This is a genomic window from Marinomonas sp. 63XJN7_9_ISO-PGPR-S23-217 (assembly GCF_056173515.1).
Genome location: NZ_CM149678.1, coordinates 1,148,359 through 1,164,257 on the forward strand (window position 1 = coordinate 1,148,359; position 15,899 = coordinate 1,164,257).

Here is a 15,899-nt window from a genome sequence, read left to right on the forward strand (position 1 = left end):
TCGTTATGACTGAGTTAGTAAAAGTATGTGGTTTACAAGTGGCCGTGCGAACGGGAGCTGGCGTGGATGTTCCTATCGTGCATGGTGCCGATTTCAGTTTGCATAAAGGCGAAGTGCTGGCGCTAATTGGTGAGTCTGGTTCTGGTAAGACGACCATTGCCTTATCGTTAATGGGATACGCTCGTAGTGGCTGCCATATTGTCGGTGGTTCAGTGCAGGTTGATGGGACCGATCTGTTGACGCTGTCTCCTTCAAAGTTAGCAAAAGTACGCGGTCGAACGGTGTCTTATATTGCACAAAGCGCTGCAGCTGCTTTTAATCCTGCCATCACCATTATGAATCAGGTCATTGAAAGTGCCATGATTCATAAAACTTGTAGTCGTAGAGAGGCTGAGAAAAAAGCCATTGGTTTATTTCGTGAATTGGCTTTACCTGACCCTGAACATATTGGTGAGCGTTATCCGCACCAAGTGTCTGGGGGGCAGTTACAGCGTTTAATGGCGGCAATGGCGCTGATTACCGATCCTATTTTGGTGATTCTGGATGAGCCAACCACCGCATTGGATGTTACCACGCAAATCGAGGTGTTGAGGGCATTCAAGAAAGTGGTGCGTGAGCGTAATACCACAGCGGTTTATGTCTCCCACGACTTAGCGGTTGTAGCACAAATGGCAGACCGTATTGTAGTGCTGAAAAACGGTGAAATTCAAGAAAATAGTCTGACGAAAGATCTGTTAATTGAGCCAAAGCACGAGTACACGAAAAGTCTGTTATCGGCAATGAAACCTGAATCTCGTCAGGATACTGTCTCGCAAAACATAATGGATTTAGAGACAAGTACGCCATTGTTAGAAGTACGTAATCTCGAAGTATGTTTTGAAAAAGGTAAGCGAGTACTGCAAGACATCGATCTGAAGATTCGTCGCGGTTCAACTGTCGGGGTAATAGGGGAATCCGGTTCGGGTAAAACAACCTTGGCAAGAAGTATTGTGGGTCTTGTCGAGCCCAGTCTCGGTAATATTTACTTAGATGGTGAAGCGCTCAATGCGTCTGCATCAGGTCGCACCCGAGAACAATTGCGTCGTGTCCAGTATGTATTTCAAAATGCCGATACTGCGTTAAACCCTCTGCATACGGTTGAAGATATTCTGGCTCGTCCATTGAGCTTTTATCACGGTATGAAAGGGCAGAAACGACGTGATCGCGTCGCCGAACTGTTGTCTCTTGTGCACTTACCAGACAGCATTGCGAAACGTCGTCCAACAGAACTGTCTGGTGGTCAAAAACAGCGGATCAATTTAGCGCGGGCCTTAGCGGCAGAACCGGACATCATACTATGTGATGAAGTGACATCAGCATTGGATACGGTGGTTGGGGCGGCTATTCTTGAGTTAATGGCGGACTTAAGGAAAAAGCTTAACGTGTCTTATTTATTTATCAGTCATGACATTAGTATGGTGCAAGCTATTTGTGACGAGGTAGTGGTTTTATATTCTGGTTTCAAAGTGGAGCAAGGGGCAGGGGAATCATTCCAACGGCCACCATTCCACCCTTATACCCAGTTGCTGATCGACTCTGTCCCCGAAATGAAGCAGGGCTGGCTGGAATCGACGGGAGCCAATCACGAAACCTTACCCAAGATAGCGCCAATAAAAGCGGATGTAGTGTTATGCCCCTTTTTGGATCGCTGTTCTGTACGTATTGATGGACAATGCAATCAGGTTATTCCTGCTCGAAAAAAACTTGAAAAAGGCAATCAAATATTTTGCCATCATTCATTTTCAAACCAAAAATCTCAAGCGCTTGAAGTAGAGGAGCAACCTATCTCACAGTTACAAAGCGTGTGATGAAAAATGGTTTTAAAGAGTCCGGAGAGTGGTTATGGGCGAAGGAAGCGTAAGGGTAAATAAGGTATCGGTATCGACAGTGGTGTCTCCGTCTTCAGTATGGCAAGTAAGTCATGCCATATCTCAGGCGATTACGCGGGTTAAGCTGTATATTGAGGAGCACTACAGGGAGTCGATTAATCTTGATACGTTAGGTGCCTTGGTTGGTTTAACTCGCTATAGTTTAGCCAAGCAGTTTCGCCAGCAAGTAGGCGTGTCTCCCTATCAATACGTTTGCTTGGTACGCATTAAAAATGCCCAGTCTTTAATGAAGCAAGGGGAACGGCCAACAGACATTGCCAGTGCTGTTGGCTTTTTTGATCAAAGCCATTTGGCGAAACACTTTAAACGTCTATGTGGTGTGACCCCTAGCCAGTATCGTGAGCAATTTTATAAACCTTGATGCTTATACGAACCGAGTTATTGATCAGCCTAATATTTCGCCCGCTGCGATCAATCCACTATCTGCATACAATAAAGCCTCTTGAGGGGAAACCCAAGAGGCTTTATTGTAGGACGTATTAAGTGAATAATTGAGGCTAAAACTCAGAGACTTTGCCCCATGTGCTTTTATTAAATCGACTAAGTTGATATTGCTTGTTTTCTACAAAGGTGTTTTTGCCAGCGATCATTTGTGCAATTAACAGCCCAGCGCCAGGCCCAATGCCAAAACCATGTCCTGAAAAGCCGGCCGCAATCAAAAAGCCAGATAAGTTACTCGCCTGATCGATCACTGGCACCCCATCTGGAGTACTGTCTATGTAGCCTGCCCAGGCATTTTGCACGGGAATATTTGTCAATTCCGGTAGCATTTTACGTGCGCGAGCGAGGGTGAGTTCGATCATCTTTCTTGAGGGCGTAGGATCTAATATGCGGTTTTTTTCCATTGGTGTGGGTTTATCCAGTGCCCATTTTTTGCGGGTCTCGTGGCCGGCTTGCCAAGCTTGTAAATCACCAGGTGAGAGCGCTTTCCAGCGTTTTGCAAACATCGGAATGAAATGGGATGCGAAACGTAATTGTTGGGGGGTGATATCCACATTGGCGAAGCCAGAAATCGCTAAGGTATAACCGCCATTACTACGTCCTGTGATCGATATCTCTGAAGTATGTAACGCGCTGGGGATGCCTTTGGCGCCCGGCATGAGAGAAAGAGCGGAGGAGCGCACTGCCGATTGCGGGAAGCGAATGCCCAATTGATGGCAAAAAGATGACGCCCAGGCCCCTCCTGCCATGACCACTTGGGACGTTTTGATCACTCCTTTTTCTGTGATAACACCAGAGACTTTACCTGCCTGTGTTTCGATCCCACGAGCTGCGCAGAATTGATGAATGCTGCCACCGTGTTTCAATATGCCTTTGGCAATCAATGGTGCGGCTTTGGATGGATCGGCAATACCGTCAGAAGGTGAAAAAACACCGCCCAGCCATTGCTTGTAGGTGGATTCTCCACGTTCTGTGGCTTCACTCGCACTGAGCATGTGGGTGATGACACCTTCGCCTTTGGCAAAGTCGCGCCATTTGCTCCAGCCGTCTATCTCAGCTTGATTGTCAGATAAATAGAGAAGGCCGCAACGTTTAAAGCCTAAATCTTCCCCGATGTCCGCCGTTATTTCCTCCCAAAGGTCGAGGCTCTTGGTGGCCAATGGAAGCTCCCGTGCATCACGGTTTTGCTGGCGACACCAGCCCCAGTTACGACTGGATTGTTCTGCACCAATTCGGCCTTTTTCAATTAAGGCGACTTTCATACCTTGTCGAGCCATAAAATAGGCAGCGCAGACGCCCACGATACCGCCACCGATGACAACGGCGTCGGCACTTTCAGGCAATTCTGGTGTTGATGGAATGCATATTAAGGGAGCGGGCATTTGGTTCTCCTTGCCGTGTATTAGTATGAGACCTTTGCTTGTGTAACCTCGTGCAACGGTCTCAGTATGTATTTTTTACCACTTATCTAAACGCACAGTTCGCCAAAGCGAACAACGGTAACACCAGGGCGTAACTGTCTTAGTGATGGCATGACCAGTACACAATTATCGTAAGGTGTGCGGATTTCTTTGCCATCGCGCCAGGCGATCACGCTGCCTTTTTCGGCAAAGGTTTCTAACCCGGTGTAAGGAGCGGCAAAGCGAAAATCCATACTGGAAGCCACGACAGGTTCTGTGACCTTAACAATATTCATGGTGGGTTCAACGGGTTGGTACCAGCTGGCGGGTAAATCGTCTTCTTGAATTACATGATGCAAGAGCAGAAAACGTGCCGTCACATCGCGAGCGACCGTCACCGCTGAGGCTTCCCAATGTTGGCCACATTCAACCAAGAGGGCATTCTTTTCGCTGTCCGGATCTCCGAAATCAGCATAGTCTCGCAGGCGGCAGCCTTCTGGGTGGCCTTCATCGCGAATCACCCAAGCGGGTGAGCGCTGTTCACGGGCCAGAGCTAGCCCTTTATCTAATGGCCCGCACACACAAAGTGGTGGGCATTTTTCATGCATTGAATGCAAATCCAGCAAAAAATCGACTTCGTCTATGATGGGACGTAATTCGCGTGCACGGCGTAACTCAGAGGAGTCACGGCTGAGATCGTCCAGTATCTCTTTGGTCCAGACACGATTAAGGTCTTGATCAACAAACCGTGATGCATCAGGTTGGTTTGGGTCGAAGTTGAGGTACGCCGCCGCGTTGGCAAATGACAAGGTGAGTCGGCCTTGACGAGGCGTTATACCCAGATCGATGAGTTCTTTTACCACAATGGCGCCACACACTTCATTGCCATGGACAATGGCATTGATCATGACATGTGGCCCAGCTTTTCCACTATCGAAGGTATAAAGATAGGGAACGACACTATTACCATCCGCATAAGGGGTGATGTCAGGGAAATCGATTTCAATGGGGTACTCTGACAAGGTGTCAGAGACCGAGTGGGTATCATGATTGCTCATTTAAAACGCCTCTATAGTTAACTTAAGTTGCCTTGGCAGAGATATTTCATTTCCATGTAGTCGTCTAGGCCATAGCGTGACCCTTCACGGCCATAACCCGATTCTTTTACCCCGCCAAATGGCGCGGTTTCTGAAGTGATAGCGCCTTCGTTGATGCCGACGATGCCCGTTTGCATCTTGTTCGCCACACGCCAGACACGTTTAATATCGTTCGAATAAAAATAACCCGCCAAACCAAACGGAGTATTGTTGGCCGCCTGAATAACCTCTTCCTCGCTTTCAAAACGAAACAACGGCGCAACAGGACCAAAGGTTTCCTCGTGGGCTAGCTCCATATCATGATTCGCATCAGCTAATACGGTTGGCGCGTAATAGTGAGGCCCGCAAGCGATGTCATTTTGAACGCGTTTACCACCCGTTAGAATGGTCGCACCATGCTGTAAGGCATTTTGCACATGACGTTCAATTTTCTCTACGGCTCTCTCGTTTATCATCGGGCCGATTTGGCTCTCTTCTCTATCGCTTGGGCCAACGTGCAGGGCGGCAACACGGTTCACCAATTTGTCGGCGAAAGCATCGTATACGCGATTGTGAACATACACTCTATTTGGGCAGACACAGGTTTGCCCGCCATTACGGAATTTCGACACCATAAGACCCTCTACAGCGGCATCAATATCAGCGTCTTCGAAAACAATAAAGGGCGCATTGCCACCTAACTCTAAAGAAAGGTGTTTGAGGGTGGCGGCGGCTTCCCGTGCGAGCAATTTGCCCACTGCGGTGGAACCAGTGAAAGTGATTTTTCGCACGCGAGCGTCTTCCAGCCAAGCGCCTACTACATCCGATACTCGATCACGAGATGAGGTAACGATATTCAAGACACCAGCAGGTAAGCCCGCTTCGTCAGCCAGTGCCACTAGGGCAAGGGCGGTTAATGGTGTGTCTTCGGCAGGTTTGGCCACGACGGTACAGCCCGCGGCAAGGGCTGGGGCGATTTTACGAGCAATCATCGCCAGAGGAAAGTTCCAAGGAGTGATTGCTGCCACAACGCCAACGGCTTCTTTGACGACCAAGCGTTTTTTGCCGGGAACTGTTTCGGGAATAATATCGCCATAAGTGCGTAGTGCTTCACTCGCGAACCAATCAACATAGGAAGCCCCATAGGCGACTTCGCCACGGGCCTCGGCGAGTGGTTTACCTTGTTCAAGAGACATCAATCTAGCTAAATCTTCCGCGTTATCGAGAATCAATTGATGCCAGCGGAGTAAAAATTGTGAGCGTACTTTGGTGGTTTGATTGCGCCAATCTTCAAACGCCTCGTAGGCGGCTTTGGTTGCTAGAGTGGCGTCTTGAGCCGTGCTATTGGCGACTTGTGCAAAGTTTTGGCCTGTAGCAGGATTATTAACTGAGTAAGATTCGTTCAGGTTACTTGGTTGCCATTGCCCGTTGATAAAGTTCTCTGTACGAATGAGATCGGGACGTTTTAGAGTCAAAATCATGTGCCTGCTACCTCATAGATATTATGGTAAATACGAATTTCTATTGTAGATGAGTGAATGCAGGGAAATGTGCCTAATACACCCTGCAAATCGCAGGAATACGTGTTTTTAAATGAAGATTCAGAAGCTTATGCCGTGGTGATTATTCCGTTGGGCTAAACAGCTTATCAATAGGGTAATACTTTTTAACAATAGGGGATTTGATAACAATATAGCTGAAGTATTTGTCGATAAAAATATTCTTATCGAGCAGATCTTCCATGACGGTTTGATAGTGCACAACATTGCGAGTAAGGAAGGTGAGCTGATAGTCAAATCCACCACTGACTAAGTGACATTCTTGCACTTCGTCGACTTTGCGAATATAGGCTTCAAATTGCGCAAAATGATCCGGTCTGTGGTCCGTTAGCGTCACTTGAGTGAAAACACGTTGTACTGTCCCCAGTTTTTCTAGCTGAATATGAGCGCCATAATCCATGATGTAGCCTGCTTTTTCTAAGCGTTTGACTCGGGTTAGGCAAGGGCTTGGAGATAAACCGACGGCGTCGGCTAGATTGACGTTGGAAATTCGACCGTTGCGCTGTAAATGGCTCAATATTCGAATATCAATACGATCCAATTTCGGCGCACAATTCATTAAAATCTCCAGTCATTTTAGGTATTTATACTCTTGAGATACTAGCAAGTTGTTCGCGGTGCGTCATCTACTGATGCACCGCGATTTTTTCAGCCTAAAGCAAGACGTACGTCAGGTTGCTCTAACACCTCATCAAGTGTGCGTTTTAGGCGCTCAAATAAAATATCAAAATCCCCTTTTGTATAACACAGCGCTGGTGCAAAGCCAAGAACGTTATCAGTGAAGGCACGAAAAATTAAGCCGTTTTTGTAGGCTGCTGTGGCAATACGTTCAGATAATTTCAGTGCTGGATCAAAACGTGCTTTGCTGTTTTTATTCGCAACCAGTTCGAGCGCTCCGAGTAAACCTCGGCTACGGGCATCGCCTACCAGTGGATGATCAAGCATGGTCACTAATCCTGCCTCAAAATAGTGAGCGACGGCTTGTCCATTCGCTAATAAACCCTCTTCATAAAGTCGAATCACTTCCAGCGCAATGGCGGCGCTGACAGGGTGAGCCGAATAGGTATAACCGTGACCAACGGGCGCATCTGGACCACAGCCATCAGCAATGCCCTGATAAACCGCATCGCTCATCATCACCGCTCCCATGGGCGCATAACCTGCGGTGAGGCCTTTTGCCATGGTCATTAAATCGGGGGTGACATCTTCTGCATCACAGGCAAACATGGTGCCGGTACGGCCAAAACCGGTAATGACTTCGTCTACCACGAACAAAATACCGAGTTCGTTGCAGCAGTTTTGTAGGGCTTTTAGCCAGCCTTTCGGTGGTACAATGACGCCGCCAGAGCCGATCACTGGTTCACAGAAAAAGGCCGCCACATTGTCGACGCCTAGTTCTTCCACCTTGCTTTTTAGTGCCGCAACAGATTCAGCAATAATACCTTCAGGGCTTGTATCTTGTGAACTGCGGTAAGCATAAGGGCAAGGAATACGGTGTTGATTAGGCAGGGGCACATCGAAGTGACGATGAAACGCAGGCAAAGCCGTTAAGCCTGAGCCCTGTGACGATGAACCATGGTATCCGCGTTCGATACTGATAAAGTGTTTTTTCTTGGGTTGGCCAGTGGAGTTGTAGTAGTTAACGATAAAACGAATCGCAGAATCAACGGCATCGGATCCTCCCATGGTGAAGTAAACATGCTGCAAGGAGACGGGGGTGATTTCTACCAATTTGGCAGCGAGCTTGATAGCAGGCTCGGAACCAAAATGAAAGTATCCTGTTGCATAAGGCAATTTGCGCATTTGTGCTTCGCCAGCCTGTACAACGCTGTCTTGTCCATAGCCCGTATTGACGCACCAAAGACCCGAAAACGCATCAAGCAGTACATTGCCTTGGCTATCCGTTAAATACGCGCCTTTGCCTGATTCAAGTATGGTGACGCCACGTTTTTCATGGGCATGATAATTGATCACAGGATGGATAAGGTGTTGTCTGTCTAAAGCAACTAAAGATTCATCATTCATGGTTAATCCGCCATTTATCGAAAAGTAATCCTTATGGTAGCGCTAATAGTCCAGTTTATTATGTTGAGTCGACTGTGTTCGACAAGGCAGATGTGACGAATTCAAAGGGGATTCGGAATATTGTTTTGTCTGTTTCCTATGTCGGTAAGTTGTGTAATATCTTTGTAGACTCATGCATTAGATTGGCTATATACAAAGAGGAATAGAGGCCTTTGTTCGTGATTTCATGCAAAGGCCTCTAATAGACTCACTGTTTGAAAGGACTAGGTTTTAAAACGCCATGGAAAATTTCCCTGAAATAACGGTATTCGTAGAGTGAGAAGAGAATTTACCGCCGTAGTCTAGAGTGATAGAGGATCTTTTTGATAGGCCGTAATCGAAGCCTACGTTGAGAAGCGCTGTATTACGGTCGGCAGCAGGACCATAGACTTGGAAGCTAGAGCCTGCCGTTGAATTGGCAAATCTCATGGTAGAAGAAGAGGATAAATTACCATAAGCGTGTTGCCAGCCAAGTGTTAAGTAGGATGTTAAATTGTGTTCATTAAAGCTTGTGGTATTAAATAGGCGAGAACCCAATGTCGTGTAATAATTATCGTCCTGTGGGTCATATACTTTCAAGGCTGATAAGCCTCCTGTTTCAGTAAAGTTGGCCGATCCAGTGTGTACATAGGCTGCACTTAAAAAGGGCTCAATTTTCACATCACTGAAGGTAAAACGGTAACGAGTTTCGCCAAAAGTTTGAAAGGAACCAGAGTGGTAATCTCCTTTAATATTCTCGTCAAAGCCCGAAAAAATAACGTGGCGTGTGCTGTTCACATGGTGTAAAGAATAGGCGAGCGTGCCGTTTACTGACCAGGCCCCCCAGCCTGTGCTGGCATAGGTTCCCACATCATAAGTGTGTATTTTTCCTGAAGAGGATCGTGCATCAACATCATAGGTACTTTGACTGTAACCTGTGAACACCCCAAGACGAGTTTGTTTGCCGATCAGACCGTCTGTGCCTATTACCACTCCTCCTACTCGGCTTTTGATGTCTGCGGCGTTGGTTTGACCATTGGTGTGATTCCAACCACCATAGGTTTGTACCCAAAAGGATGAAGAAAGTGGCGCTTTCTCAAGGTTATTGGCTAACGCAAAAACGTTGATTGGTTTTGGGTGAAATTTTTCTTGTCCAGAAGTGACTTGCGCTGCGTAGTCAACCTGCTCGGCGTAGGCTAGTTGTATATGGCTAAGTGCTCTGAGTCGGCGCTCAGCGAGGGATGATGAGCGATCAGACGAGGTGCGTGCTGCAATGCGCGTATTAACGACGGTACGCAAGCTACTGCTTTGTTGAGCAATAGCAGAGCTTGTTGAGGCTTGGGCTTCGCCAGATACCGCATTATAGGCTGTCGCAACATCGGCTTTTTTCAACGCGATAAAGGCATCAAACACTGAGTTGTTTTGCCCCAGCGATTGTACTGCACTGGCTGTACTTTTTTGGTTGGGCGTATTGGCATAGGATACAAAACTGGAACCATCATCGTAGACTAAGGTTAGGTTTATTTGCTTGTTTTGATAGTCGAGTACGGGTTTGAGGAAGGCGGCGTCGGTGTCTATTTTGTTTGAAAATTTACCCGTAATGCCCACATTGGAACGCATAATTTCGTAGCTTTTATTCTTCTCATAAGTGGCATTTTGAGCCTTGATAGTTACTTTTGCGCCGCTATCAATGATTATCTTATCTGTTGCGGTGAGTTGGCTGACATTGTTAGGCGGTGTGACATAAATTAGGTAAGTCGAACCCGATTTGAAATCGGCTGTGCCTTTTATGTTTAGAGTACCTGGCGTGGCCGAACTGCCCGGAGCTAGGATGCCGCCATTATTGATCACAGTTGAACCCACGGTCCCCGTTCCTGTTAACGTGCCGTTGGTGAGTGAAACAGAAGAGGATGCTAAAGAAGCATTATTTAAAGTGACGGTGGCTGAATCTGTGATGTTAGTGTTGCCGGAAAAATCACTTTGCCCTGACAGTGTCCAAGTGGAGTCGCTAGCAAAGGTTAATAATTCGAAGTTTTGATAGGTCGCAGTATTACCGAGTAAGGAAAGGTCAAAAGTGCCTGATTTCTCCCCTAGCTTGAATGTATCAGTGCCGCCCTCAGCGTCTACATTGCCAGTGACGGAACTGCCATCTTGGTAGACGAATGTATCATCACCATTTCCCATTGCAACGGCAAAGTTTGTGCCTGTGATAGAACCATAGTTGATGATGGTATTAGCGAATGTTCCGGCTGAGTTGACCATCTTAATACCAAATCCATCGAGGCCTGTAATCGTACCATAGTTGGTAACAGAAAGAGCTTCGAAGGCATCGCCATTAGCGCTATTGTCGTCGAGAATACCATTATTAGCACCGGAAATTAGGGCGCTGGTGTTGTCCGCTGTACCGTTGATAATAGTGCCGCCACCGATGGCAATGGCTTCGCTGGTACTTGTTTTGGTTTCCCCATCCTTGACACCTTTAGAGCCCAAGCCTTTTATGGTGCCATAGTTATTGATGGTGCCAGCCTTGTCGAAGTCGATACCATCGCCGTCGCCAAATGTGGCCGCGTTATCAAATGATCCTGTGATTTCACCGTAATTGGTCACAGTACCTGTACCATTGGAGTTCACCCCTGAGCCGTTTTTACCGATTATGGTTCCACCAGCCTGATTGATCACGGTTAAGTTGTCTTCTAATCCCGATGCCTTGATACCGTGATAGGCGCCTGAAATAACGCCACTGGATTGGTTGGTAATGGTGGCATTGAAGGCGCCTGTATCACCGCCATCGATTCTGATAGCGGAATTATTCTGGCTGCTGGCGTCGCCATCCGCATAAGAGGAAGAAATGGTGCCGCTATTATTGATGGTGGTGTTTTTACCTCCCTTGATGGCATTATTATTTGCCGCTGAAATGGTCGCACCTGCTCGGTTGGTAATGGTAACTTGGGCATTTGTTGACGTGATGTCTGCCAGATCAAGAGCCTGACCTTTTTTGCTTGAGGTGATGGTGCCAGCGTTGTCAATGTTCACTATTGCTGAGCCAGTGCTATTGGCTGTCGATTTGATTTTTAATGCATCGTCAGAGCCTTCAATGACTCCACCCGCTTGGTTGGTGAGAGTAAGTGATTTTAAGGTATCGAAATTACTGTCTGTATCAAAACTGATGGCTCTATCACCTGACGATGTGCTTTTTATTGTCCCTGAATTGGTGATGTCAATGGTACCAGCCCCTAAGCGAATTGCATCAGAAGAAGACGATTGAATGGTCCCACCATTATTGTTGATGGTAATCTTTGCGGTATTTGAGGTGGCCGAGTCAAAGTCGAGGGCTTGACCACCACCAGAGACAATGACACCTGAATTATTAATGGTAAAAGAGCCGTTTTCAAATGGATTGTTAATCCGAATAGCGTCTGACTTGCTGGACGTTATGGTACCCGTATTATCGAGTTGAAAAGCGCCAGATGCATTGTTAGAGGTATCAATGGCTCGTCCTTTGTCGCCATCGATGGTGCCTTTATTGGTAATAACAATACCTTTGCCAGTTGCATTGCCATTCCACTCAATAACTGGCTTGCCACCCGTTAATGTTGCTCCTGTATTAATAGTCCCTGTATCCTGACTTGAGACGGTTTGTTGGCCTGAGGCACCAGGAACAACAAAACTTTCAGCTGAAACTGGTGCAGCGATTAGGAGTAGAGAACTTAGTGTGTAGATCTGTTTCTCGATCAGATTCACTTTTCTATTGGATTTTACGCTTCGAATACCAAGCATCTTTTGCATTATCACAAGAAGACAGTTGGAGCGCTGGAGTCGACCCTTCATTGGCATACTACTTCATCAGGATATTAAGGAATAAAAGTGTATGCTACTTGCTAAGTAATGACGATTTCATGACAAAATGTGGAGTCTTTTATCATCAACCGAAAGATAATGCGGTACAGAAGTGGTTTAGAAAGGTCGACAGGCTGGTTTTTATGTCAAAATGAATATCCGGTAACTGTTGGCTGTCACGTGCATGTACCGTTTTGTTTATTTGATCTAGAATCGAAAAGAGGCATGACGGCAGCTACCGATGCATACATTTTATTAAGGACTACCATGACATCAACTGACTATCTAAATCAGCTTAATCAAGATTATCTTAGTATTCATCGTGTGAAAGAAGATTTCTTCTGGGACACTTATATGGGCATTAGCGATGATAACGAGGGAGCCTCACAGGCCCAAACAAAGTGGACAAATTTTTTAAGCGATGCCAAGCGTATTGATGAGGTAAAGGCTCAACTTCTTGCGGCAGAAGCCATCGCTGACAGTGACGAAAAAGCACAGACCATGGCTGGATTACAGGGGTGGCTGGCGATGTTTGAGTCGCATGGGATTTCTTCTCCAGACGCGCAAGCGCTAAAAGATCGGCTGATTAAACTTGAAGCGCAACTGTTTGAGAAAAAGCAGCAGCACGTGATGACCTATCAAGACGAAAAGGGGCAGACGGTAGAAGCCTCGTTAGTGTCGGTTCGCTCGGTGATTCATACCAATAACAATGAAGCGGTACGTCAAAGTGCTCATCAAGCCTTATTGGATGTAGAGCAATGGGTCTTGGAAAATGGCTTTATTGAATTGGTAAAACTGCGCAATGAGTTTGCTCGCTCTTTAGGGTTTGACAACTTTTTTGATTACTCTGTCCGCAAGGGCGAGCATATGTCCAGTGATGAATTGTTTGTCATTCTAGACGATTTTGAGCGGCGCACGCGTGATCGCCATTTACAGAGTTTACGAACGTTGGCTGAAGAGAAGGGAGAGTCTGCACTATTAGGTCATAACTTTTCTTACGCTTATGCAGGCGACGCTATGCGTGAGTTGGATCCGTATGTGCCGTTCTCTCAATCACTGCGCCGTTGGGTAGAGTCTTTTGGGCGTCTTAATATTGATTACTCCGGTGCTGAGTTAACCTTGGATTTATTAGATCGTAAAGGCAAATACCCTAATGGATTCTGTCACGCGCCGATTCCGGCTTTCTACGATCAAGGCAAATGGGTAGCAAGTAAAGTCAACTTCACCAGTAATGCCAAACCAGATCAAATGGGTAGCGGCTTCGATGGCATCAATACCTTATTTCACGAAGGAGGTCACGCAGCACATTTTGCTAACGTCAAAATGAATGCGCCTTGTTTCTCGCAAGAGTTTGCACCAACCTCAATGGCTTATGCGGAAACCCAATCGATGTTTTGCGATAGCCTACTGAACGATGCCGACTGGTTAAAAACGTATGCGAAAGACGCACAAGGCCATGTTATTCCTGATGATGTAATCAAAGCCATGGTGACCAGTAGCCAACCTTTTAAAGCCTATGAAGAGCGTAGTATTTTAGTGGTACCCTATTTTGAAAGGGCGCTTTATCAGCTTGATGACGAGGAGTTAATTCCAGAGCGTATTATCCAATTGGCTCGCGATTGTGAACAGAGAGTTTTAGGGCTTGCTTGCAGCCCTCGACCACTATTGTGTATTCCCCATTTGCTCTCGGATGAGTCCGCCTGTGCATATCATGGTTATTTATTAGCGCATATGGCGGTCTACCAAACTCGTGCTTACTTTTTATCCGAGTTTGGTTATCTGAGCGATAACCCACAAATTGGCCCGCTGTTAGCCAAGCATTATTGGCAATGCGGTAATAGCCAAACTCATAATGAGACGATTAAAGCACTCACTGGCGAAGGGTTTAACGCGAAATATTTGGCGGACGAATGTAATTTAACGGTTGAGCAAGCTTGGCAAGCTCAGCAAGAGAAAATGGCTCGTCTTGCACAGCGTGAATTGCATGCTCCAGCATCCTTGAATGCCAGTATTCGTGTGGTCGATGGTGAGCGTGAATTGGCTTCAAACCAAGAGTCAGACCAGCACTTATACGAGCAATTCGAAGCTTATATCGGCGAACAATACGGCTGCTAATAATAACTCGTCAGCCTTTCAGCGTTAAATGAACGGGTATTCTGAAGGGCTGATGGGGCTTTGGGTCACGTTTAATAAGGAAATAGAATACTTTCTATTAGAAGGTTAGTCATATTAACGAAACGGTGTTTGGTGTGAGGGCGATTCGACATAAGTTTGATCGGTTAAGCTGTTTAAGAAAGCAATTAAAAAGCGCTTTTCATCTTGTGTCAGGCTAAAGGGATGAATCTTTTCTGAACGTAAGGGAGAAGGTGAACCTTTGATCGCTGCTTGCCCACCTGCGGCATAATGTTCGATCACGTCTTCTAGTGTTGCGATAGAGCCGTCATGCATATAAGGCGAAGTAAGGGCAATATTTCGTAATGTTGGTGTTCTAAAACGGCCTTTGTCTTGAGGGTTATGGGTGACTTCATATAATCCTTGGTTGCCTTCTGGATAAGCTCCTCGTCCATCGAGATTATACAGACCAGTATTGTGGAAGGCGGGGTGTTTTGTCGCATCAGAAAAATGCACGCCAGAATGACAATTCGCACAGCCAATTCGCTCACTAAAAAAGAGCGACATGCCTTTCTTTTCTGCCTCGTTCAGCGCATCCTCCTTGTGCAAATAAGTGTATTGGTCGTATGGTGAATTAAAGCTAATTAAGGTGCGTTCAAAAGAGGCAATGGCTTTGGTGATTAAGTCGAAGCTGATTTCTTGCTGTGGAAAAGCATTGTTAAATAACCGTGGATAGATAGGATCGTTACGCAAGAATAATAGAATGCGTTCTGTATGCTGGGCGGCGGCCATTTCGACAGGATTATGACCAAAAAGAGGCACTCTAGCTTGTTGTTCTAATGTGGTTTGGTTCGGATCAGCCCAAGTTAGTGTCGTCATATAGGCTGAGTTAACGATGGCTTGGGCATTACGAGTGTGAAAGTCCCCAAGAATCCCGACTGAAACTCGCCGCTTTTCAGAGAAGGAGCGTTCTGCATGATGGCAAGATGAGCAGGACATATAGCCCAATCCGGAGAGATTGGCATCGAAAAAAAGTCTGTGTCCCAGGATCACTTTCTCTTCGCTCATCGGGTTGTCTGCCGGTACGTCAGGTGGCGGTAGCCAGCTTGGAAGAGACCATGAATATTCTTCAGCACCAGCAATATTGCTGTATAAAGCAACAATAGCAACACACAAAAATATTCGCTTCATCATGTCCCCCTGCCGAATACATCTAGGACCTCCCCCAATACAGCTTAGTCTCGAATGATGAAAAAGTGAATGTAGCAGAATGTTTTTTTAGATGATTTGGTTAATAGAATATATTGATCAGTTTTTATACGTGAATTTTTATATAATTATTACAATTAAGGCTTTGTCATCTAATAAGATGATGTTCTTTTTATTGAAATTAAATTAGGTGATTTTGGTTGATTTATTCAATTTAAATTGTCATAAAAGATACTTTTTATTCCATGTAAAAAATTGACTTATGTCAATATTTTATAATTTCAATATAAATAT

Annotated in this window: 10 protein-coding genes; 3 read left to right on the forward strand and 7 right to left on the reverse strand. The window is 46.0% G+C overall.

What is annotated here, in order from left to right; all coding sequences use genetic code 11:
* The first annotated feature begins 5 nt into the window (after nucleotides 1–5).
* Nucleotides 6–1,847 (forward strand): ABC transporter ATP-binding protein, encoded by a 1,842-nt coding sequence (locus AC0VYI_RS05405; RefSeq protein ID WP_475447819.1) that lies wholly within the window; start codon nucleotides 6–8, stop codon nucleotides 1,845–1,847.
* A gap of 34 nt (nucleotides 1,848–1,881) precedes the next feature.
* Nucleotides 1,882–2,289, forward strand: coding sequence for a helix-turn-helix domain-containing protein (locus AC0VYI_RS05410; RefSeq protein WP_475447821.1), 408 nt, complete (start codon nucleotides 1,882–1,884; stop codon nucleotides 2,287–2,289).
* A gap of 136 nt (nucleotides 2,290–2,425) precedes the next feature.
* Here the strand turns inward: AC0VYI_RS05410 and AC0VYI_RS05415 are convergent, their stop codons facing one another.
* The 6 genes from AC0VYI_RS05415 to AC0VYI_RS05440 form a co-directional block, all read right to left on the reverse strand.
* Nucleotides 2,426–3,751 carry an NAD(P)/FAD-dependent oxidoreductase gene (locus AC0VYI_RS05415; protein ID WP_199478619.1) on the reverse strand — a complete coding sequence of 442 codons (1,326 nt, stop codon included), beginning with the start codon at nucleotides 3,749–3,751 and terminating at the stop codon, nucleotides 2,426–2,428.
* An 86-nt stretch (nucleotides 3,752–3,837) separates the two neighbouring features.
* Nucleotides 3,838–4,827 carry a M14 family metallopeptidase gene (locus AC0VYI_RS05420; protein ID WP_475447824.1) on the reverse strand — a complete coding sequence of 330 codons (990 nt, stop codon included), beginning with the start codon at nucleotides 4,825–4,827 and terminating at the stop codon, nucleotides 3,838–3,840.
* A gap of 17 nt (nucleotides 4,828–4,844) precedes the next feature.
* Nucleotides 4,845–6,326: an NAD-dependent succinate-semialdehyde dehydrogenase gene (locus tag AC0VYI_RS05425; protein ID WP_475447825.1), complete on the reverse strand. Its 1,482-nt coding sequence runs from the start codon at nucleotides 6,324–6,326 to the stop codon at nucleotides 4,845–4,847.
* Between the two features lie 142 nt (nucleotides 6,327–6,468).
* Entirely contained in the window at nucleotides 6,469–6,963 is a 495-nt protein-coding gene (locus AC0VYI_RS05430) for an Lrp/AsnC family transcriptional regulator (protein ID WP_175365306.1), read from the reverse strand.
* An 89-nt stretch (nucleotides 6,964–7,052) separates the two neighbouring features.
* Complete coding sequence (locus tag AC0VYI_RS05435; RefSeq protein ID WP_475447827.1) at nucleotides 7,053–8,429, reverse strand: aminotransferase class III-fold pyridoxal phosphate-dependent enzyme; 1,377 nt, start codon at nucleotides 8,427–8,429, stop codon at nucleotides 7,053–7,055.
* Between the two features lie 270 nt (nucleotides 8,430–8,699).
* Entirely contained in the window at nucleotides 8,700–12,275 is a 3,576-nt protein-coding gene (locus AC0VYI_RS05440) for an autotransporter family protein (RefSeq protein ID WP_475447829.1), read from the reverse strand.
* 276 nt (nucleotides 12,276–12,551) lie between these two features.
* Here AC0VYI_RS05440 and AC0VYI_RS05445 point away from each other — a divergent pair, with 276 nt between their 5' ends.
* Nucleotides 12,552–14,399, forward strand: coding sequence for a M3 family metallopeptidase (locus AC0VYI_RS05445; protein ID WP_475447831.1), 1,848 nt, complete (start codon nucleotides 12,552–12,554; stop codon nucleotides 14,397–14,399).
* A gap of 114 nt (nucleotides 14,400–14,513) precedes the next feature.
* On the opposite strand, the gene AC0VYI_RS05450 is transcribed toward AC0VYI_RS05445, so the two are convergent.
* Nucleotides 14,514–15,590: an MbnH family di-heme enzyme gene (locus AC0VYI_RS05450; RefSeq protein ID WP_475447833.1), complete on the reverse strand. Its 1,077-nt coding sequence runs from the start codon at nucleotides 15,588–15,590 to the stop codon at nucleotides 14,514–14,516.
* Nucleotides 15,591–15,899: the final 309 nt, after the last annotated feature.

What these genes read in the sequence shown, in the direction of transcription:
- AC0VYI_RS05405 (WP_475447819.1), top strand. Translation starts at nt 6, where the DNA reads ATGACTGAGTTAGTAAAAGTATGTGGTTTACAAGTGGCCGTGCGAACG.
- AC0VYI_RS05415 (WP_199478619.1), bottom strand. Translation starts at nt 3,751, where the DNA reads ATGCCCGCTCCCTTAATATGCATTCCATCAACACCAGAATTGCCTGAA.
- AC0VYI_RS05440 (WP_475447829.1), bottom strand. Translation starts at nt 12,275, where the DNA reads ATGAAGGGTCGACTCCAGCGCTCCAACTGTCTTCTTGTGATAATGCAA.
- AC0VYI_RS05420 (WP_475447824.1), bottom strand. Translation starts at nt 4,827, where the DNA reads ATGAGCAATCATGATACCCACTCGGTCTCTGACACCTTGTCAGAGTAC.
- AC0VYI_RS05425 (WP_475447825.1), bottom strand. Translation starts at nt 6,326, where the DNA reads ATGATTTTGACTCTAAAACGTCCCGATCTCATTCGTACAGAGAACTTT.
- AC0VYI_RS05435 (WP_475447827.1), bottom strand. Translation starts at nt 8,429, where the DNA reads ATGAATGATGAATCTTTAGTTGCTTTAGACAGACAACACCTTATCCAT.
- AC0VYI_RS05410 (WP_475447821.1), top strand. Translation starts at nt 1,882, where the DNA reads ATGGGCGAAGGAAGCGTAAGGGTAAATAAGGTATCGGTATCGACAGTG.
- AC0VYI_RS05430 (WP_175365306.1), bottom strand. Translation starts at nt 6,963, where the DNA reads ATGAATTGTGCGCCGAAATTGGATCGTATTGATATTCGAATATTGAGC.
- AC0VYI_RS05450 (WP_475447833.1), bottom strand. Translation starts at nt 15,590, where the DNA reads ATGATGAAGCGAATATTTTTGTGTGTTGCTATTGTTGCTTTATACAGC.
- AC0VYI_RS05445 (WP_475447831.1), top strand. Translation starts at nt 12,552, where the DNA reads ATGACATCAACTGACTATCTAAATCAGCTTAATCAAGATTATCTTAGT.